Here is a 22333-nt window from a genome sequence, read left to right as displayed (position 1 = left end):
CGCTTCCGGTGTTTCTCATGCCAAAAATAAATGAAATAACTTATTGAATTTAAAATAATAGTTATGACTTTTTGTTGTTTGTTTACGGCTCAATTCCTTCATATAAAGGCATTACCTGTACAGACAATAACGAGGACAACATGAGCACACTGAATATTGATGAGGAGGCGGCGATCCCCGCCTCGCCTCACTCCACGCCTATTCGCTCCGTCAGTGATGTCGCGAAACTGATTAATACCCAAAGTGAGAAAACCAGCTATGCGCGCTGGATAGTGTTTCTGGCGCTGGGCGGTGTATTTCTGGATGCCTACGATCTGACGACCCTGTCTTACGGCATTGATGATGTGGTGAAAGCGTTTAGCTTAACGCCCACGTTAACCGGATTAGTCACGTCATCCATTATGATTGGCACGATTTTGGGCAATCTGATCGGTGGATGGCTGACCGATAAATATGGTCGCTATTCCGTGTTTATGGCTGACATGCTTTTCTTTGTGGTGTCCGCCATTGCAGCCGGTCTGGCACCTAACGTCTGGGTACTGATTGGCGCGCGCTTTCTGATGGGCATTGGTGTGGGCATTGATTTGCCTGTGGCGATGGCTTATCTGGCTGAATTTTCGAAATTCTCCGGGAAAGGCAATAAAGCGTCCCGTCTGGCAGCCTGGTGCCCGATGTGGTACGCCGCCTCCTCGGTGTGCTTTCTGATTATCTTCGCCCTTTATTTTCTGTTACCGGCGCAGCACCTTGACTGGTTATGGCGTGCCTCGCTGCTGTTTGGTGCCGTGCCTGCTCTGCTTATCATTGCCGTGCGCAGTAAGTTTATGAACGAATCCCCACTGTGGGCGGCGAACCAGGGTGATTTAAGCGGTGCAGTACGTATCCTGCGCGATTCGTACGGCATCCGCGCGCATGAAGACACCAGTATTCCTGCGGCAACAAAACCGGCCGCACCGGCGGTCAGTTTTCGCGTGTTATTCCAGAAACCTTATCGGGAGCGCACCGTGGTGGCAGCGGTGATGAACGCCTGTATTTCGTTTGAATACACCGCGATTGCCTTTTTTCTGCCCTCCATTCTGGCGCAGTTTCTGGGGGCGGGCATCTTCGAAACCATTTCCGCCTCGCTGGGACTCAACGCGCTGTTTGCCTTTACCGGCGGCCTGCTTGGCATGCGTTTGGCCTGGAAATTTCCGTCACGCCATGTCGCCATTGCCGGATTTGCCCTGCAGTTTATTGCCCTCACCTCACTGGCCTTGATTGGCCATCCCGATGCGACAACCGGCGTGGTGTTTGCCATTTTGATGCTGGGACTGTGGTTGTTTGCTGAGGGCTTTGGACCGGGCGCGCAGTTAATGATCTATCCCGCACTCTCCTATCCCACACATATTCGTGCCACTGGCGTCGGTTTTAGTCGTTCCATCTCGGGCATCGGAAGCGCCCTGGCGCTGTTCATCCTGCCCATCCTGCAGGCGGCTTATGGCACCAACATGTTCTGGATTGTTTCACTGGCCGCCATTATTCCCATCATTTTCTTGTTAGTGGTCCGTTTTGAGCCGACTCGCCACGATATTGATGACCCGTCAACACACGGAGAACACCATGTCTGAACCTGATTACACCTTACTGGCCGCGCGTTTTCGCCCTCTTTTTGCCCGTATCGCCGAAGGCGCCGTCGAGCGTGAACGTGACCGTACGCTGCTGCATGAGCCTTTGCGCTGGCTGAAGGCGGCGGGCTTTGGCACGCTGCGTATTCCTCAGGCACACGGCGGTTTTGGCGCGTCCCTGCCTCAGTTATTCCGCTTACTGACTGAACTGGCCGAGGCCGATTCCAACCTGCCTCAGGCGCTGCGAGCCCATATGGCCTTTGTCGAGGATCGCCTTAATCAACCCGACAGTGACGATCGCCAACGCTGGTTTCGTCGTTTTATCGACGGCGATATCGTTGGCAGCGGCTGGAGTGAAACAGGCAGCGTCAAGCTGGGAGACGTTAACACCCGCGTGTCTCCTACCGACAAAGGCTGGCAGCTCAATGGTGAGAAGTTTTACAGCACCGGCTCGTTGTATGCCGACTGGATCGATGTTTACGCTAAGCGCACTGACAATCAGCGTGATGTGATTGCGGTAGTCAGTACACATCAGGATGCGGTGGCGCGGGACGATGACTGGGACGGATTTGGCCAACGCCTGACGGGTAGCGGTACGACCCGCTTTCGCGAGGCCTGGGTTGAGCCTGCGCACGTCTATGATTTCAGTGAGCGCTTTCGCTATCAAACCGCCTTCTATCAGCATGTTTTACTGGCGACGCTGGCCGGTATTGGGCGGGCCATTGTTCGCGACGTGTCACAGGGCGTGGCAAGCAGAAAGCGAATCTACAGCCACGGTAATGCCCGACAGGTTAGCCAGGACGTGCAGGTTTTACAGGTCGTGGGGCAGATAAGCAGTTGGGTGTGGGCAACTGATGCCGCCGTGCAGCAGGCAACGCATGCGCTACAGCTGGCTTTTGATGCGCACATTCAGGGACGGGACGAAAAACAGATTCATGCGGCCAACGTGCAGGCCGAAGTGGAGGCGGCTAAGGCTCAGGTGGTGGCCGTTGACTGGATTACGCGCGCAGCAAGCGAGCTGTTTAACGCCCTTGGCGCATCAGATACGCGCGTCAGTAAAGCCCTGGATCGGCACTGGCGCAATGCCCGTACTATTGGTTCGCATAATCCAGTGATCTACAAGAGCCGCAACGTGGGTGACTGGGAGGTAAACCAACGTGATCCGACCTTTATCTGGCAGATTGGTGGCGGCGAATAACGCGCCGGGCGAATATAAAAAACCCGGCCGAAGCCGGGTTTTGGTCGCTACATGGCTCAATCGAACGCTAGCTGTAAGCATGCAAAGTGCGCTGACACAGCGCGGAACGCACGCAATCCCCTTTGCCGAAACGGACAATGCCCACCATCTCGTCCTCTTCGAAACGCGCCAGCGCGTCTGCGAGACCAGAAGGCACCCCAGCGGGCAAATCGCACTGGGTTATATCGCCGTTAACAATCACCGTGACATTTTCGCCAAGGCGGGTCAGAAACATTTTCATCTGCGCAGCTGTCACGTTCTGCGCTTCATCCAGAATCACAACCGCATTTTCAAAAGTACGACCACGCATATAAGCAAAGGGAGCGATTTCGACTTTGCCGATTTCGGGCCGCAGACAATATTGCATAAAGGATGCGCCAAGACGTTTAACCAGAATGTCGTAAACCGGGCGGAAATAAGGGGCGAACTTTTCTGAGATATCCCCGGGAAGGAATCCCAGATCTTCATCCGCCTGCAGCACCGGGCGCGTAACGATAATCCTGTCGATATCCTTATGAATCAGGGCCTCTGCCGCTTTCGCAGCACTAATCCAGGTTTTGCCGCAGCCCGCTTCACCGGTGGCGAAGATAAGCTGTTTTGATTCTATGGCGTTAAGATAGTGCGCCTGAGCTTCATTTCGGGCTTCAATCGGTGCCCGGTCACGCACATCGCGCGCCATGCCAATCGAGTCCAACCCACCCATTTGCACCAGCGAAGTGACCGATTCTTCTTCACGCTGACGATGACTGCGGGAGTCATTACGAAGCACTCGTCTTGCTTCTCGACGCGCTTTGATCACTGCTTTCTGTCTTCCCATAGTGGCACCTTACAGTTGGTTTCATTTCCCGCTCAGGCAACAAGCCCGATGCGATTACGTGAACGCTTTAGAGGTTTCAGTTGGCTTCCTTTAGAGCCGTGACAGGCCATGACGATTGATATCCGGCAGCAAAACAGCCTTGCCGTTTACCGGTAAAAAAGGAATGAGGTTGAAGAGAGAAAACACGTTGAGGTGTAAAAGCGATTGAGGAAGAAAGGTCCTCACGGGAAAGTGCGATATTGTTTACTGCTGTACGGCTGTAAAAACATCTATCCATGCGCGAACTCCAGTGTGAGACATCAACACGCCCGATTACGCTTTCATAGTAAAGTGAACCATCTTATTGGTATTTTGCAACAGTATTTTCACTTTAATGAAAAATAAATATTCAACCGACCGTTAACACTGACCTTACTTAAATTAAATTACGCTTGTATTACAGCGTGTTAGTTTATTTGTCGTCAGGTGAACAAACGTTAAAAACGGAGCGCTAAAAAACAGGCTGGAGAGGAAAACGGCCAGGCGAGGAGACGGCATCCTGTGCTGTCACACACAACATGCCGTGACTAAAATTTAATCAACTCTCGAGTAAGGACTGGCCTAAATAATGTTTTTCACTGATAACGCCAGGTAATACAAAAAAGTACCCCCCGCCAAACGGACGTATATACTCTTCCAGCGCCTCACCATTCAGACGATTTTGTACGGTAAGAAAGCCTAATTCTAAATCATGCTGATAACAAACAAACAGCAATCCCATTTCCAACTGGCCCGACGCTGAAATACCCGCTGAATAGCTGTATCCACGGCGCAGCATCAAACTGCTTTCGGTTGCTGCGGTGCGTGGGTTCGCCAGACGAATATGCGCATCCAGCGCAATAATGTCGCCATCAGGGTCCTTGCGATAATCCGGCACGTCGTGCTCGTTCTGCATGCCCAGCGGTGCACCACTCAGTTTCTCTCGGCCGAAAATCGTTTGTTGCTCACCTAATGGCGTGCGATCCCACATTTCAACATGAAAGCGGATCAACCTTACGGCCTGATAACTGCCGTGACGCGCCCACTCAGGTTCGGCCTGTTCTTCCGTTACCCACAGCAGCTTATCCATCAACGCCGTGTTATGCGTGTCCGGGTTAGCCGTGCCGTCTTTGAAGCCCAGCAGATTGATCGGCGTTTCTTTGCCTGCGCTGCGTGCGGCGTGATCGGAAATAAACCCCTCCCGACGCCAGCGAATGCCTAACAGATCGGGCGTGTGTTTGACCACATCACGCAGCGCATGAATCACCGTGTCCTGGGTGTTCGCACAGATTTGCAGCAGCAGATCGCCGTGGCACTGATTTGCATCCAACGCGTCGTTAGGAAAACGCGTCATTGTCTGCAGTTTCACCGGTTTCAGCGCTGACAGGCCAAACCGCGCATCAAACAGCGAGTGGCCGACCGAAACAGTCATGGTCAGATTATCCGGGGCAATCTCTGCCCCGAGAATGCCTGAGTCGAGCGGCGGCAACTGCGGGTTGGTCACTGCGGGTGCCATGCCGCCCCGGGTCAGAAAGGCGATGCGCTGCGTCAGCAACCGGAACAAACGCTGCAGTTCCTGCTTGTCGCTGGTCAGCACATCGAACGCCACCAGCATCATCGACGCCTGCTGCGGCGTCGTAATGCCAGCCTGGTGCACGCCATAAAACGGCTGCGTCTGCTGGCGCGCGTTCGGCGTCACTGTGCCCGGCGAAAAGCTGTCGGGATTCTCGGCGGCCCCGGCATGAAACGGGCATCCGGCACTGACGGCCGCCGCGCCACCGAGCATCCCCAGGCCTTTCAAGAGACGGCGACGCGATGGCTGGGTCAACTCCTGATCCTTATCCATGATTAATCCAGGCCTAAGGTGCCACGCAGCAGGGAAAGATCTTCAGCCAGGGCGGTGATCGGGCCCTTCAACGCGGTGCGGTCGGCAGGCGTCAGTTTTTCGTAAGATTCATACCCCTGACCGCTGCGGTATTTATCCAGGATCGCGTCAACTTTAGCGAAATTCGCATCCACTTTCGCCAGAAGCTGGGGATTCGCCTGCTTCAGAACAGGACGCAACAGCTCGACAATTTTTTGCGCGCCATCGACGTTAGCCCGGAAATCCCACAAGTCGGTGCGGCTGTACCGATCTTCCTCTCCAGAGATTTTGCTGGAGGCCACTTCTTCGATAAGCCCCGCCGCGCCACCGACCACTTTTGCCGGTGGGAAGGCCAGCTCGCTGACGCGTTTTTGCAGATCGTGCACATCGTTGTTCAACTGTTCGGCATAGCCCGCCATATCTTTGGTGCTGTTATCAGCAAACAGGGCTTTTTCCAGACGGTGGAAACCGGTGAATTTCGGATCTTGCGCTTTTTTCTCATAATCATCTTCACGGGCGTCGATGCGACCATCCAGATCGGAGAACAGCTCAGCGATGGGTTCTATACGTTCATAGTGCTGGCGCGTCGGCGCAAACAGCGCTTTGGCTTTTTCTACATCCCCGGCTTTCACCGCGTCAGTAAAGGCCTGGGTGCCCGTCACCAACTGATTCACTTCATCAGTCACATAGGCTTTATAAGCGTTGATCGGGCCGGCCAGTTGCATCAGTTCGGTCTTCCCTTTCTGCGCACTTTTGCCGCCGCTGCCCTGCACAATCAACTTACCTTTCGGGTTGGTCAGCAGGCCACAGGTCATTTCATATTCACCAGCTTCGAGATTGGCGGTCAGTTTTTGACTGAAACCCGGTGCAATATTTTCGCGCTCCTCAACCACCATCACACCTTTGAGGATTTCCCATTCCAGCGCTTTTTGACTGTTATTTTTGATTAAAAACTGAGTCTTACCCGCCTGAACCATCAGCGACATAGGCTCGCACTGCTTGTCAGTGACACTCACGCTAACCTGTGGGATCGCGGCGGCCAGCGTAGAACCGGAAACCGCCAGCAGCGAAGCCAGCACCGCATTACGGCGAAAACGCATCATCATATTTTTCCCTATAAAGTCAGAGGCGCGGCGAACGCGCCAGGTAAACGCGTTAGCGCGCAGCGGCTGAGGTTTCAGCGCGTGCAGGCATAACAAACAGTAATAACGCGGGAATCAAATAAAGCAGCCAGACGGCCACCTCACTGATGCTGGGGGCTTCCTGATAGCCCAGAATGCCCTCCAGCAGCGTGCCAAACAGCGAGTGCGTCGATAAGGTATTACTCATATCGAACGCCACCTGCTGAAAATGGTTCCACAGACCAGCCTCATGAAAGGCGCGGATAGCGCCTGCCGCCAGCCCTGCAGCAACGAACAGAATGAAAATACTGGTCCAACGGAAAAAGTGCGCCATGTTGAGGCGCACGCCGCCCCAGTAGATCGCCATGCCCAGCAACACGGCAGTGGCTAACCCAAGCAGAGCACCTAGCGGCGGTGCGTAACCCACATCCTGCGTGAAGGCGGCCAGCAAAAAGAACACCGATTCCAGCCCTTCTCGCGCCACGGCCAGGAAGACCATCAGGACCAGCGCCAGACCGCCCCCGGCGGATTTCTGTAAGGCCTGATCAACCGCCTGCTCAAGTTCCCGTTTGATATTGCGCGCTACCCGGCGCATCCAGAACACCATAGAGGTCAGGATGACGACCGCAACCACCGCCACGATACCTTCAAACAGCTCTTGCTGTTTCTGAGGAAACTCGCCCGTGGTCTGGTTAATAAAGATGCCCAACGCCAGGCAAAGCGCGGCGGCAATAAACACGCCCGCCCACATGGCCGGAAACCATTGTGTGCGCTGCGTCCGTTTCAGGTAGCTGGCGATGAGGCTGACAATAAGTGCCGCCTCCAGACCTTCACGCAGCATGATGAGAAAAGGAACAAACATCGCCAACCTCTTAAATGTTAAGCAGCGTCAATAAGACGTAAATTTACGTAAAAACGAACGATACCGATTATCATTACCACTCAGAAAAAAACAAGTTCCTTGGTGAAATAATTTCGTAACTGTCTGTGCCAAATGGCAGGCAAAAAAAAGCCCGCCCTCAATAAGGCAGGCTTTTTCAACGCATAACGCGATTTATTTGGTCAGGAATTCAGCCTCGGCAGCCTCAAAGCGTTCGACGGCCTGCGCTGAGGGTTCACGACTCGCCAGGCTAAAGATCACGATGGCGATACTCGCAAAGATAAAGCCCGGAATGATTTCATACAGTCCCAGCCAGCCATACTGTTTCCACACCAGCACCGTTACCGCCCCCACAATCATGCCCGCCAGCGCACCGTTGCGGTTCATGCGTTTCCAGCATACACCAAACAGGACCACCGGCCCGAATGCCGCGCCAAATCCGGCCCATGCATAGCTGACCAGGCCTAAAACCCGGTTCTCCGGGTTAGACGCCAGTGCGATAGCAATTAATGCCACCAACAGCACCATCAGACGGCCGACCCATACCAGCTCTTTCTGACTCGCATTTTTGCGTAAAAAGCCTTTGTAGAGATCTTCCGTCAGCGCACTGGAACAGACCAGCAGCTGACAGCTGAGCGTGGACATGACCGCCGCCAGAATCGCGGAAAGTAAGATGCCCGCAATCCAGGGATTAAACAGGATGCGCGCCAGCTCAATAAACACACGTTCGCCATTCTGCGAAACGCCTGCGGCCTGAGAAGGGTTGTTCTGGAAATAGGCGATACCGAAGAAACCGACGGCTACCGCACCTGCCAGACAGAGAATCATCCAGGTCATACCGATACGGCGCGCGGTGCGAATAGATCGATGTGAGTCCGCCGCCATAAAACGCGCCAGAATATGGGGCTGACCAAAATAGCCCAGGCCCCAGCCCAATAACGACAGCACGGCAACCACATTCAGCCCTTTAAACATATCCAGGTTTTCAGCGCCTTTGGCCTGAATAACCGCCACGGAATCGCTCCAGCCACCCACGGCAATCACCACGAAAACAGGCGTCAGAATCAGCGCGAAAATCATCAGGCTGGCCTGGACCGTATCCGTCCAACTCACGGCCAGGAATCCGCCCACCAGCGTATAGAGAATCGTGGCGGCCGCACCGGCCCACAAAGCCGTGGCGTAATCCATCCCGAAGGTACTTTCAAACAGGCGAGCGCCCGCAACCACACCTGACGCGCAGTAGATGGTGAAAAACACCAGGATCACCACCGCAGAAATCACCCGCAAAATTTTGCTGCGATCTTCAAAGCGGCTGGTAAAGAAGTCTGGCAGCGTCAGGGCGTTATCATGGTGCTCTGTCTGGACACGTAACCGCCCCGCCACGATTTTCCAGTTAAACCATGCCCCGATAATCAGGCCAATAGCGATCCAGCTTTCAGAGATACCGGAAAGAAAAATGGCACCGGGCAATCCCATCAACAACCATCCACTCATATCAGAGGCACCGGCTGACAGCGCGGTTACGACACTGCCCAGACTGCGGCCACCCAATATATAGTCGTCGAAGTTTTTGGTTGAGCGCCAGGCGATAAAACCGATGAGCACCATCCCGAGGATATAAATTAAAAAGGTCACCAACATTGGCGTACTTACTGTCATTTGTTTCTCCGTTATTATCCGATCTCTTAAGAGAAATCTTTTTCCTGAACCATCGGAACGTGACGGCGTCAGGGTAGTACCGCATCAAGAGAAAGCGATTTCCCTTAAGGCGCGGTATCCTGCCGTAAAGGCACGGCGCACACAATGCATTTAACACATCCGTCACATTGGTTTCACCTCCCAAGCCTTTTTAAATGTTCACAGGTTGCGCCCGCTCACAGTTAAGTTGCACCTTTGCATCCCTTTCAGCCTTTATCTTGAATGGGGTTGCAACATTGGCGAGTTTCTTGCAGCAAGATTTGTGCCGCTTTTAAATGTTAATAATGAAAGGGGTTTCAAAGTGTGCAACTGAGGTCACATTTAACACGGTTGCACAAAGTTGCAACATGGGTAATAGTGCAGCCCATGCTCTGGTCAAAACCGTTTTAAGGAAGAGAAAATCATGGGAACAACCACCATGGGGGTGAAGCTGGATGAAGCCACCCGCAGCCGCATTAAACTGGCGGCACAGAAAATTGATCGCACGCCGCACTGGCTGATTAAACAGGCGATCTTTAATTATCTGACCCAGTTAGAAGCGGGTGAGACGGTGGAAGAGATTCCATTGCAGCTGAGCGATGCGGCCGCCGATGAGCTTGCCCCGGAAGAGATGGTTCAGCCCTTCCTTGAATTCGCAGAAAACATTCTGCCTCAGTCGGTTGCCCGCTCGGCGGTGACCGCCGCGTGGCGTCGTCCAGAGACCGATGCCGTTCCCATGTTGCTTGAGCAAGCCCGTCTTCCGGCCGCGCTGGCAGAAAAAACCCATCAACTGGCGTACGCGCTGGCCGACAAACTGAGGCACCAAAAAGGGGCAACCGGCCGCGCCGGCATGGTGCAGAGCCTGCTGCAGGAGTTCTCCCTCTCCTCTCAGGAAGGCGTAGCGTTAATGTGCCTGGCCGAAGCCTTGTTACGTATTCCCGACAAACCGACCCGCGATGCGCTTATCCGTGACAAAATCAGCAACGGCAACTGGCAGTCGCACCTTGGCCGCAGCCCGTCACTGTTTGTGAATGCCGCCACGTGGGGATTACTCTTTACGGGGCGTTTGGTCTCAACCCACAATGAAGCCAACCTGTCGCGCTCGCTCAACCGGATTATAGGTAAGAGCGGCGAGCCGCTGATCCGTAAAGGCGTGGATATGGCGATGCGCCTGATGGGCGAGCAGTTCGTGACCGGTGAAACCATTGCCGAAGCCCTGGCGAATGCCCGCAAGCTCGAAGAGAAAGGCTTCCGCTATTCCTACGACATGCTGGGTGAAGCCGCCCTGACCGCCAGCGATGCCAAAGCCTATCTGGTTTCCTATCAGCAGGCGATTCACGCCATTGGCAAGGCCTCGAACGGCCGTGGAATCTATGAAGGCCCGGGTATTTCGATCAAGCTGTCTGCGCTGCATCCGCGCTACAGCCGCGCCCAGTACGACCGGGTGATGGACGAGCTGTATCCGATTCTTAAGTCTCTGACCCTGCTGGCCCGCTCTTACGATATCGGTATCAACATTGATGCTGAAGAGGCCGACCGCTTAGAGCTTTCTCTTGATATGCTGGAAAGGCTCTGTTTTGAACCTGAGCTGGAAGGCTGGAACGGCATTGGTTTTGTCATTCAGGCTTATATGAAGCGTTGTCCGTTTGTCATTGATGAACTGACGGACCTTGCTCAGCGCAGCCGCCGCCGCTTGATGATCCGTCTGGTAAAAGGGGCCTACTGGGACAGCGAAATCAAACGCGCCCAGATGGAAGGGCTGGAAGGCTATCCGGTTTATACCCGCAAGGTGTACACCGATATTTCGTATCTGGCCTGCGCCCGCAAACTGCTGGCGGTGCCGAACCTGATCTACCCGCAATTTGCCACGCACAATGCGCACACGCTGGCGGCCATCTATCAGTTAGCGGGAAATAACTACTACCCAGGACAGTACGAGTTCCAGTGTCTGCATGGTATGGGCGAACCGCTTTATGACCAGGTCGTGGGCAAAGTGGCAGAGGGTAAACTCAATCGTCCCTGCCGTATCTATGCACCGGTTGGCACGCATGAAACTTTACTGGCTTATCTGGTGCGTCGCTTACTGGAAAACGGCGCGAATACCTCGTTTGTTAACCGTATCGCTGATACGACGATGCCGATTGACGAACTGGTGGCCGATCCGGTGGCCCAGGTCGAAAAAATGGGCATCAGTGAAGGCACGCTGGGCCTGCCGCATCCAAAAATTCCACTTCCACGTGACTTATACGGCAGCGATCGGGTGAACTCTGCGGGTCTCGATATGGCCAATGAACATCGCCTGGCTTCGCTGTCCAGCGCCCTGTTGAGCGGTGCCAGTGAGCCTTACGCCGCACAACCGCTTATCGACGCACCGCTGAGCAGCGGGGAAAGCCAGAATGTCGTCAACCCGGCCGCACCGTCGGACGTGGTAGGTACGGTCCGCAACGCCTCAGAACAGGAGGTTTCGCAGGCCATTGAGGCGGCGGTGAATGCCGGCCCTATCTGGTTTGCTACGCCACCGCAGGAGCGCGCGGCGATCCTTGAACGTGCCGCGCAGCTGATGGAAGGTCAACTGCAGCAATTGCTGGGCATTCTGGTGCGTGAAGCCGGTAAAACCTACAGCAATGCCATTGCTGAAGTGCGTGAGGCCGTCGATTTCCTCTATTACTATGCTGGCATCGTGCGCCATGATTTTGACAACGAAACGCACCGCCCGCTGGGCCCGGTGGTCTGTATCAGCCCGTGGAACTTCCCGCTGGCCATTTTTACCGGTCAGGTCGCGGCCGCACTGGCTGCGGGGAACAGCGTACTGGCGAAACCTGCCGAGCAAACACCGCTGATCGCCGCCCAGGCCGTGGAGATTTTACTGAGTGCCGGTGTTCCGGCTGGCGTACTGCAACTGCTGCCGGGCCTGGGTGAAACCGTGGGTGCGCAACTGACCGGAGATGAACGCATTCGCGGTGTGATGTTTACCGGCTCCACGGCTGTCGCCACGCTGCTGCAGCGTAACCTTGCCGGCAGGCTGGACCCGCAAGGCCGTCCTACCCCACTGATTGCCGAAACCGGCGGCATGAATGCCATGATTGTCGACTCTTCCGCCCTGACCGAACAGGTGGTTATCGATATCGTCGCCTCGGCCTTTGACAGTGCAGGTCAACGCTGCTCTGCCCTGCGTCTGCTGTGTGTGCAGGAAGACGTGGCGGATCATACGTTGAAAATGCTGCGTGGCGCGATGGCGGAATGTCGTATGGGCAACCCGGAACGCCTGTCTACCGACATCGGCCCGGTGATCGATGAAGAAGCGAAAGCCAATATTGAGCGCCATATTCAGGCGATGCGTAATAAAGGCTTTAAGGTGTACCAAACGGCGCAGGATAATCCGCAGGACAGCAAAGAGTGGGCAACGGGCACCTTTGTTAAACCCACGCTGATTGAACTGGATAAGGTCAGTGATCTGACCCAGGAAGTGTTTGGCCCTGTGCTGCACGTGGTGCGCTTTACCCGCAGCAGCCTGCCGCAGTTGATTGAACAGATTAATGCATCGGGTTACGGTCTGACCTTAGGCGTGCACACCCGCATTGACGAAACCATCCTGCAGGTAACGGCGGGGGCCAAAGTCGGCAACCTGTACGTCAACCGCAATATGGTCGGTGCGGTCGTCGGGGTACAACCGTTCGGCGGGGAAGGTTTATCCGGTACCGGCCCGAAAGCGGGTGGTCCGCTTTATCTGTATCGCCTGCTGGCGAACCGTCCGGATGACGCACTGAGCATTACCCTCGCCCGTCAGGATGCTGAGCGTCCGGCCGATAATGCGCAGCGTCAACTCCTGCTGGCTCCGCATCAGGCATTGACCGACTGGGCAACAGATAAACCTCAGCTGTCTTCACTCTGCCAGCACTATGCCGCGCTGGCCCAGGCGGGAACCGTGCGTCTGCTGCCAGGCCCGACCGGTGAGCGCAATACCTTCCTGTTGTTGCCGCGTGAGCAGGTGCTGTGTCTGGCGGACAACGAGCAAGATGCACTGATTCAACTGGCGGCGGTGACCAGCGTCGGTAGCCAGGCACTGTGGCCGGACGATGAACTGCACCGCAAAGTGCTCGCCACCTTGCCGACGGCGGTGAAAGCCCGTATCACGTTGGCGAAAGATCCGCTGGCTGGGCATTTTGACGCCGTGATCTACCATGGTGATGCCGACCAGCTCCGCAGCCTGTGCGAACAGGTCGCGGCGCGCGAAGGGGCCATTGTGTCGGTGCAGGGCTTTGCCCGTGGAGAAACCAATCTGCTGCTGGAACGCCTGCTGATTGAACGATCGCTGAGCGTGAATACCGCGGCGGCAGGTGGAAATGCCAGCCTGATGACCATCGGCTAACGTTCTTCAGACTTTCTCTCTGATCGCTAATGAATAAAGGTTCATGCCCGGCATGAACCTTTTTTTTTCGCCTTACGCATGGCGTAATTTATTTCTGGCATCCGTCATCGTTAAATAAAAACAGCGTTAAAAACGAATATTTCCCCAGAAAGAAAAAAAACTTTATTGCAGCGACCAATGCTGTCAAAAGCGTTGACAGAAAGCGTCAGGTTGATAACGAAAACGCACGCCCTCAGCGCTATTCTCAGTCATTTCCTGCTAATGACTGACGTACGACAACGCGACAGAAACTTATTAGTGGCACTTACACCTTATCCCGCCCTGTCAAAACAAGCCCAATCTAACAACCTGATTTAAAGGCAGTAATTTGATTTAAAATTTCAATATCCCATTATTAATACAATTTTGTTAATCCTTATTTTAGCCAGCCTTCTACCCCTTTAGGCGTATTTGGGGATGTTCTTGATATTTATCAAAATCCACAACCGAAACTTAATCATAATTTAACCAGCAAAATTTACGTTAATTGACATTTCATCATCTTTGCCCTCAATGCAGGCAGATGCCTTCACGCCCGCCTGCACGTAACGTTTATCCTGACCCGGAGTACATTGTGAATAAAAAAGAAAGACTATTACGGGAATGGCATCCTGAAGATTCTGATTTCTGGCAACGGCGCGGGCAGCATATTGCTCGTCGAAATTTATGGATTTCGGTTTCAGCGTTGCTGCTGGCATTTTGTGTGTGGATGTTGTTCAGCGCCGTTTCCGTTTACCTGAATCAGGTGGGTTTTCATTTCACCATTGAACAGCTCTTTTTATTAACCGCACTCCCGGCGCTGTCGGGTGCCCTTTTCCGCATCCCCTACTCCTTTATCGTGCCCATTTTAGGCGGCCGTGTCTGGACCACGTTCAGTACCGCTATCCTGATCGTCCCCTGTGTCTGGCTTGGGTTCGCTGTGCAAAACCCGCAAACGCCCTATGCGGTCTTCATCATTATTGCGCTGCTGTGCGGATTAGCAGGCGCGAACTTCGCGTCCAGCATGGGCAATATCAGCCTGTTCTTCCCTAAACGTCAGCAGGGTTCGGCGCTGGGCATCAATGGCGGCTTGGGTAACTTAGGCGTCAGCGTGATGCAACTCGTTGCCCCTTTTATCATTTTTGTTCCGTTTTTATCCCACGGCGTTCCCCACGGCGAAGGATCAGCCATCTGGCTGGCAAACGCGGCCTGGATTTGGGTGCCGCTGCTGGCGCTGACCGCTATTGCCGCCTGGTTTGGCATGAATGACATTGCCGGAATGCGTTCGTCACTTCGTGACCAGTTGCCGGTGTTGAAAAATGCCCACGTCTGGATCATGGGCATGCTTTATCTTGCCACCTTTGGCTCGTTTATTGGTTTTTCCGCGGGCTTTGCCGTGTTGGCGAAAACCCAGTTTCCAGCGGTGGATATCACGCATTTCGCCTTTTTTGGCCCGCTGCTTGGCGCACTGGCCCGGTCGGGGGGCGGGATGATCTCCGATAAGCTCGGTGGCGTAAAAGTGACCATCATTAATTTTATGCTGATGGTGATGTTTTCCGCCCTGCTGTTCCTCACCTTACCCGGTAGCGGCAGCGGCTCGTTCCTGGGTTTCTACCTGGTGTTTATGGGGCTGTTCCTGACCGCCGGGCTGGGCAGTGGCTCCACCTATCAAATGATAGCGGTGATTTTCCGCCAGCTAACGCAAAGCAAAATGCTGGCACAAGGCCACAGTCTGGATGCCGCACAGCATGCCGCCGTGACCGATACGGCGGCGGCGCTGGGTTTTATCTCGGCACTGGGCGCCATCGGCGGTTTCTTTATCCCCAAAGCCTTTGGCAGTTCGCTGGCCATTACAGGTACGCCCGCCGCGGCCATGATTGTGTTTTTGCTTTTCTACATCGTCTGCCTGCTCGTGGCCTGGCTTTTATATGGTCGTGGTAAGAAAACCAGCGATTAATTCACCCGATTATTATTCACACATCAGCTCATGATTGAGTTGAATTCAACGGGTCGTTGACCCGACTGGAGAAGTGTTATGAGTAAACTTCTTGACCGTTTTCGCTATTTCAAACAAAAAGGTGAAAGTTTCGCCGATGGCCACGGGCAGGTTTATCACAACAACCGTGACTGGGAAGACGGTTATCGTCAGCGCTGGCAGTACGACAAGATTGTCCGTTCAACCCATGGCGTGAACTGTACCGGCTCCTGTAGCTGGAAAATCTATGTTAAAAACGGTCTCGTCACCTGGGAAACCCAGCAAACGGATTACCCTCGCACTCGCCCAGACCTGCCTAACCATGAGCCTCGCGGCTGTCCGCGTGGTGCCAGCTATTCATGGTATCTCTACAGCGCCAACCGCCTGAAATATCCCCTGGTGCGAAAAGCCCTGCTTGAGCTGTGGCGTGAAGCACTGCGTGAGAACCGCGATCCGGTTGTGGCATGGGATGCGTTGATGTCTGACGCGGAAAAATCGCGTCAGTACAAATCGCAGCGCGGCCATGGCGGCTTCGTGCGGGCCAACTGGCAGGAGATGAATCAGCTGATTGCGGCAGCCAACATCTGGACCATTAAACGCTATGGCCCCGACCGCGTTGCTGGCTTCTCCCCTATCCCGGCGATGTCGATGGTGTCCTATGCGGCAGGTACGCGCTATCTGTCGTTAATCGGCGGCACCTGTCTGAGCTTCTACGACTGGTACTGTGACCTGCCCCCGGCCTCGCCCATGACCTGGGGCGAACAGACGGATGTGCCGGAATCCGCTGACTGGTACAACGCGGGCTACATCATTGCCTGGGGTTCAAACGTACCGCAAACGCGTACGCCTGATGCGCACTTCTTTACCGAAGTGCGCTACAAAGGAACGAAAACCGTCGCCATCACACCGGACTACGCCGAGGTCGCAAAACTGAGCGATCAATGGCTGGCCCCGAAACAGGGCACCGACAGCGCCCTGGCCATGGCGATGGGGCATGTGATCCTCAATGAATTCCACCTGAAAAACCCCAGTGATTACTTCCTGAACTATGCCCGTCAGTACACCGATATGCCGATGCTGGTCGTGCTTGAAGCCCGTGAAGACGGCAGTTATGCGCCGGGCCGCCAGCTCCGTGCCGCTGACCTGATGGACAATCTGGGTGAAGAAAACAATCCACAATGGAAAACCGTGGCCTGCAATGCCGATGGCGAACTGGTGGTGCCTAACGGCTCGATAGGTTTCCGTTGGGGTGAAAAAGGGAAATGGAACCTGGAGCAAAAAGCAAACGGCTCTGCCACCCAACTGGCACTCAGCCTCATCGATCAGAACGATGCGCTGGTGGACGTGGCGTTCCCTTACTTCGGTGGACTGGAAAACCCACAGTTCCGCCATGTTAAGCAGGACAACATCCTGCTGCATAAACTGCCGGTGAAAATGCTGACGCTGACGGACGGCAGCCGGGTGCCTGTTGCATCGGTTTATGACCTGACCCTGGCGAACTATGGCATCGATCGTCAGCTGGATGACAGCAACTGCGCACAGGACTACAGCGATATTCGCGCCTATTCGCCAGCCTGGGCGGAACAGATCTGTGGCGTGCCACGCAGCCAGATCGAAAAGATCGCCCGGGAATTCGCCGAGACTGCCCATAAAACCCACGGCCGTTCCATGATCATTCTCGGTGCCGGTATTAATCACTGGTATCACATGGATATGAGCTATCGGGCGATGATCAACATGCTGGTGTTCTGCGGTTGTGTTGGTCAGAGCGGCGGCGGATGGGCGCACTATGTCGGTCAGGAAAAATTACGTCCTCAGACAGGCTGGGCCCCGCTGGCGTTTGCGCTGGACTGGAATCGCCCTCCTCGCCATATGAACAGCACCTCGTTTTTCTACAATCATGCCAGCCAGTGGCGATTTGAGAAATTGCAGGTGAAATCCATTCTGTCACCGCTGGCCAATCCACACGATTACACCGGTCACCTGCTGGACTTTAACGTTCGGGCAGAACGCATGGGCTGGTTGCCTTCCTCGCCACAGCTTAACGTCAACCCACTGGAGATCAGCGCCCAGGCCCGCCAGGCCAACATGACGCCAGAAGCCTGGACCGCTCAGGCGTTGAAAGCCGGTACCGTTCGTATGGCCAGTGAGCAACCCGACAGCGGCACCAACCATCCACGCAATATGTTTATCTGGCGATCCAACCTGCTTGGCTCATCCGGCAAAGGTCATGAGTACATGCTGCGCTATTTACTGGGCACCGATAGCGGTATTCAGGGCCAGCCAGTGGATGATCCGGCGCTGATGCCAGAGGACGTGGAGTGGCAGACCGAGGCGCTGGAGGGCAAGCTCGACCTGTTGGTGACCCTCGACTTCAGGATGTCCAGCACCTGCCTGTTCTCGGATATTGTGCTGCCCACGGCGACCTGGTATGAAAAAGATGACATGAACACCTCTGACATGCATCCCTTCATCCATCCGCTTTCTGCGGCAGTCGACCCGGCCTGGGAATCAAAAAGCGACTGGGATATTTATAAAGGCCTCGCTAAAACCTTCTCGGCACTCTGTCAGGGCCACCTGGGTGAGGAAACCGATGTGGTGCTCCAGCCTGTTCAGCATGACTCGCCCGCCGAACTGGCGCAGACCGGCGATATCTGTGACTGGAAAAAAGGCCAGTGCGACCTGATTCCGGGTAAAACCGCGCCGCATATCGTGACCGTTAAGCGTGATTATCCGGCCACCTATGAGCGCTTCACCTCTGTCGGGCCGCTGCTGGAAAAACTGGGCAATGGGGGGAAAGGCATCAGTTGGAATACCGATAAAGAGGTCGAACTGCTGCGCAAACTCAATTACGTGAAAGCGGACGGTCCGGCCAAAGGACAGCCGCAGATCAACAGCGCCATTGACGCTGCTGAGATGATTTTAACGCTGGCCCCGGAAACCAATGGTCAGGTCGCCGTCAAAGCCTGGAATGCGCTGAGCGAATTCACTGGTCGGGAACATGCCCATCTGGCCCGCAACAAAGAAGAGGAAAAAATCCGCTTCCGAGATATCCAGGCGCAACCGCGCAAGATCATTTCCAGCCCCACCTGGTCCGGGCTTGAAGATGAGCATGTCTCTTATAACGCCGGTTATACCAACGTCCATGAGCTGATTCCCTGGCACACCCTGAGCGGTCGTCAGCAGCTCTATCAGGATCACCCCTGGATGCGGGCGTTCGGTGAAAGCCTGGTGGTTTATCGTCCACCGGTTGATACCCGCAGTCTGGAAGGACTAAAACATATCCCGTCCAACGGCTTTCCGGAAAAAGCCCTTAACTTCCTGACGCCGCACCAGAAATGGGGCATTCACTCGACTTACAGTGACAACCTGCTGATGCTTACGCTGTCCCGTGGCGGACCGATTGTGTGGATGAGCGAAGCCGATGCGCAGGAACTGGGCATTGAGGACAACGACTGGATTGAAGTGTTCAACGCCAACGGTGCCTTAACGGCCCGTGCCGTTGTCAGCCAGCGCGTACCTGCCGGCATGACCATGATGTATCACGCCCAGGAGCGACTGATGAACATTCCTGGTTCTGAAGTAACAGGCATGCGCGGCGGTATCCATAACTCGGTGACCCGCGCCTGTCCTAAACCCACCCACATGATCGGTGGATATGCCCAGCTGGCCTATGGCTTCAACTACTACGGCACGGTCGGTTCCAACCGGGATGAGTTCATCCTGGTGCGCAAAATGAAACAGGTTAACTGGCTGGATGATGAAGGCCGGGATCAGATTCAGGAGGCAGCAAAATGAAGATTCGCTCACAGGTCGGAATGGTACTGAATCTGGATAAATGTATTGGCTGCCACACCTGTTCGGTGACCTGTAAAAACGTCTGGACCGGGCGTGAAGGCATGGAATATGCCTGGTTTAACAATGTCGAGACCAAACCCGGCATAGGTTATCCCCAGGCCTGGGAAGACCAGGAGAAATGGAAAGGCGGTTGGATACGCAAAATCAACGGCCAACTGACGCCACGTCTGGGGAGCCGCAGCGCCGTGCTGACTAAAATCTTCGCCAATCCCGTGGTGCCGGGCATTGATGATTATTACGAACCCTTTACCTATGACTACCAACACCTGCATACCGCTAAAGCAGGTAACAGTCAGCCGACCGCCCGTCCACGTTCGCTGATCAGCGGCGAACGGATGGATAAAATCGTCGGCGGCCCTAACTGGGAAGAGCTGCTGGGTGGGGAGTTCAGCAAACGCAGTGCCGATAAAAACTTCGATGCCATGCAGAAAGAGATGTATGGCCAGTTTGAAAACACGTTCATGATATATCTGCCGCGCCTGTGCGAACACTGCCTGAACCCAGGCTGTGCAGCCACCTGCCCCAGCGGTGCGATCTATAAGCGTGAAGAAGACGGCATTGTGTTGATCGATCAGGATAAATGCCGGGGCTGGCGTTTATGCATTAGCGGCTGTCCCTACAAAAAGATCTATTTCAACTGGAAGAGCGGCAAGTCAGAGAAGTGTATTTTCTGCTATCCCCGCATTGAGTCAGGCATGCCGACCGTCTGCTCTGAAACCTGCGTGGGCCGCATTCGTTATCTGGGCGTGCTGCTCTACGACGCCGATAAGATTGCCGACGCCGCCAGCACGGAAAATGAGCACGACCTGTACCAGCGCCAGTGCGACATCTTCCTTGACCCGAACGATCCCGCCGTGATTGAGGAAGCCTTACGTCAGGACATTCCGCAAAGCGTGATCGACGCCGCCCAGGCTTCACCGGTCTGGAAAATGGCAATGGACTGGAAGCTGGCCCTGCCGCTTCACCCGGAATACCGCACCTTACCGATGGTCTGGTATGTGCCGCCGTTGTCACCCGTTCAGTCGGTGGCTGATGCCGGTCTGCTCGAAGCGGACGCCAGCGTTTTACCCGATGTGGAAAGCCTGCGGATACCTGTGCAATACCTCGCTAACCTGCTCACGGCGGGCGATACCACGCCGGTATTACGCGCGCTGAAACGGATGATCGCAATGCGCCATTACAAACGCTCGCAGACGGTTGACGGCGTGACGGATACGCGCGCGCTTGAAGAAGTGGGCCTGAGTATGCAGCAGGCAGAAGAGATGTACCGTTATCTGGCCATTGCCAACTATGAAGACCGCTTTGTTATCCCCTCCAGTCATCGCGAACTGGCCCGGGATGCCTTTCCGGAACGCAACGGCTGCGGCTTCAGTTTTGGTGACGGTTGCCACGGCAGTGATACTCAGTTCAATTTGTTTAACAGCCGCCGCATTGATGCCATTGATATCGGTAATAAAGCGGGAGGGGAATGATGGATATCCTGAAACTTATTGGCATGTTGCTTGAATACCCGGATGAATCGCTGTGGCAGCACCAGGATGAGGTACGTGCACTGATCGCGCAGCACTATCCTGCACTTTCGTCCTTTACCCAGCATTATCTGGCGGCAGCACCGCTGGATAAGCAGAGCGACTGGTGCGCCCTGTTTGAACGCGGGCGGGCAACATCACTCCTGCTGTTTGAACATGTTCATGCTGAATCGCGCGATCGCGGTCAGGCGATGGTGGATCTGCTGGCTCAGTATGAGCAGGCCGGTCTGGAACTCCACTGCCGGGAGTTGCCCGATCATCTGCCGCTCTATCTGGAGTACCTGAGTCAACAGGATGAGAAAGCGGCGCGCCAGGGCCTGAAGGATATCGCGCCAATCCTCGCCCTGCTGGGCGGACGACTGAAAGCGCGCGGCAGTGAGTTTAGCCAGCTGTTTGACGCCCTTCTCAACCTCGCGCGTAGCCCGCTGCACAGTGAGAGCGTTGCCCGGCAGGTTGCCACCGAGCCGCGCGATGACACGCGCGAAGCGATAGATGCGGTATGGGAAGAAGAACAAATTAAGTTCATCGATGATAAAGCCTGCGATCGTTCTGAACGGCAACAGCATCAACGCCGTTTCAGTCAGGACAGCCGTCCGCAGTATCTTGAACTGACCTCTGGAGGCGCACAATAATGCACTACCTGGACGTGTTATTCTTTGATATCTATCCCTACCTGTGCGGAACGGTTTTCCTGGTAGGCAGTTGGCTGCGCTATGACTACGGACAGTATACCTGGCGTGCCTCATCCAGCCAGATGCTGGACAAAAAGGGCATGCGCTTTGCGTCCAACGTCTTTCACATCGGCATTATTGGGATCTTATTCGGGCATCTGTTCGGCCTGCTCACGCCGCACTGGATGTACGAACCCTTTCTGTCGATTGCCACCAAGCAGAAACTCGCGATGATGGCCGGTGGCGTCTTTGGCTTAATGACGCTGGTTGGCGGCTTTCTGCTGCTGAAAAGACGGCTGCTCAATCCACGCATCCGGGCGACCTCGACGCGCGCCGACATTGTGATTATGGGTATCCTTGTGGTGCAGGTTTCTCTGGGGCTGATTTCCATCATCTTTTCGCTGCAGCACATGGACGGCCTTGGCATGATGAAACTGGTCGGCTGGGCGCAGGCGGTGGTGACATTCCAGGGCAATGCTGCCCAGTGGCTTGACGGCGTTGAGTGGATTTATCGTGTTCACTTGATTCTGGGCATGACGATTTTTCTGGTCTTCCCGTTTACCCGTCTTGTGCACGTCTGGAGCGCGCCAGTTGAGTATCTCACGCGTCGCTATCAGGTGGTACGCGCACGTAAATAAGACGGACGTGAACCCGTCCACCTCATCGCTGGCCGGGTTCATTTCTCTTTTTCAAACCGC

The 22333-nt window shown here is 54.9% G+C and carries 13 protein-coding genes; 8 read left to right on the top strand and 5 right to left on the bottom strand.

Going from position 1 to position 22333, the window contains the following annotated elements; translation table 11 throughout:
• Positions 1-140 precede the first annotated feature (140 nt).
• Together QNH99_RS09710 and QNH99_RS09705 are read left to right on the top strand one after the other, a co-directional pair.
• A complete protein-coding gene (locus QNH99_RS09710; RefSeq protein WP_109716500.1) occupies positions 141-1604 on the top strand; it encodes an MFS transporter in 1464 nt (487 codons plus the stop codon).
• Positions 1597-2799, top strand: coding sequence for an acyl-CoA dehydrogenase family protein (locus tag QNH99_RS09705; RefSeq protein WP_096011012.1), 1203 nt, complete (start codon positions 1597-1599; stop codon positions 2797-2799). The genes QNH99_RS09710 and QNH99_RS09705 overlap by 8 nt, the downstream gene beginning before the upstream one ends.
• 67 nt (positions 2800-2866) lie before the next feature.
• On the opposite strand, the gene phoH is transcribed toward QNH99_RS09705, so the two are convergent.
• From phoH to putP, 5 genes are all read right to left on the bottom strand, one after another.
• On the bottom strand, positions 2867-3655 hold the full coding sequence (gene phoH / locus QNH99_RS09700; protein WP_096011011.1) for a phosphate starvation-inducible protein PhoH: 789 nt from the start codon (positions 3653-3655) through the stop codon (positions 2867-2869).
• 577 nt (positions 3656-4232) lie between these two features.
• Entirely contained in the window at positions 4233-5519 is a 1287-nt protein-coding gene (efeB, locus tag QNH99_RS09695; protein WP_109716502.1) for an iron uptake transporter deferrochelatase/peroxidase subunit, read from the bottom strand.
• 2 nt (positions 5520-5521) lie between these two features.
• On the bottom strand, positions 5522-6643 hold the full coding sequence (efeO, locus tag QNH99_RS09690; protein ID WP_109716537.1) for an iron uptake system protein EfeO: 1122 nt from the start codon (positions 6641-6643) through the stop codon (positions 5522-5524).
• Positions 6644-6692: 49 nt separating this feature from the next.
• Positions 6693-7520: an iron uptake transporter permease EfeU gene (efeU, locus tag QNH99_RS09685; protein ID WP_096011009.1), complete on the bottom strand. Its 828-nt coding sequence runs from the start codon at positions 7518-7520 to the stop codon at positions 6693-6695.
• A 192-nt stretch (positions 7521-7712) separates the two neighbouring features.
• Positions 7713-9197: a sodium/proline symporter PutP gene (gene putP, locus QNH99_RS09680; protein WP_063879942.1), complete on the bottom strand. Its 1485-nt coding sequence runs from the start codon at positions 9195-9197 to the stop codon at positions 7713-7715.
• Positions 9198-9639: 442 nt separating this feature from the next.
• Between putP and putA the strand changes: the two genes are divergently transcribed.
• From putA to narI, 6 genes are all read left to right on the top strand, one after another.
• A complete protein-coding gene (gene putA / locus QNH99_RS09675) occupies positions 9640-13584 on the top strand; it encodes a trifunctional transcriptional regulator/proline dehydrogenase/L-glutamate gamma-semialdehyde dehydrogenase (protein ID WP_109716503.1) in 3945 nt (1314 codons plus the stop codon).
• A gap of 613 nt (positions 13585-14197) precedes the next feature.
• A complete protein-coding gene (locus QNH99_RS09670; protein WP_244181341.1) occupies positions 14198-15559 on the top strand; it encodes a NarK family nitrate/nitrite MFS transporter in 1362 nt (453 codons plus the stop codon).
• A gap of 78 nt (positions 15560-15637) precedes the next feature.
• Positions 15638-19375 (top strand): nitrate reductase subunit alpha, encoded by a 3738-nt coding sequence (locus tag QNH99_RS09665; RefSeq protein WP_410517610.1) that lies wholly within the window; start codon positions 15638-15640, stop codon positions 19373-19375.
• Positions 19372-20907, top strand: a complete 1536-nt coding sequence (gene narH / locus QNH99_RS09660) for a nitrate reductase subunit beta (RefSeq protein WP_410517609.1) — start codon at positions 19372-19374, stop codon at positions 20905-20907. Before QNH99_RS09665 ends, narH begins: the two co-directional genes overlap by 4 nt.
• Entirely contained in the window at positions 20907-21596 is a 690-nt protein-coding gene (gene narJ, locus QNH99_RS09655) for a nitrate reductase molybdenum cofactor assembly chaperone (RefSeq protein WP_096011004.1), read from the top strand. Before narH ends, narJ begins: the two co-directional genes overlap by 1 nt.
• Positions 21596-22273 carry a respiratory nitrate reductase subunit gamma gene (gene narI, locus QNH99_RS09650; protein ID WP_283355202.1) on the top strand — a complete coding sequence of 226 codons (678 nt, stop codon included), beginning with the start codon at positions 21596-21598 and terminating at the stop codon, positions 22271-22273. The genes narJ and narI overlap by 1 nt, the downstream gene beginning before the upstream one ends.
• The last annotated feature ends 60 nt before the right edge of the window (positions 22274-22333 follow it).

Source organism: Pantoea allii (assembly GCF_046529425.1).
Lineage (GTDB): Bacteria > Pseudomonadota > Gammaproteobacteria > Enterobacterales > Enterobacteriaceae > Pantoea > Pantoea allii.
The sequence above is the reverse complement of the archived record's forward strand: the minus strand, read 5'-3'. Positions and strand labels throughout refer to the sequence as shown.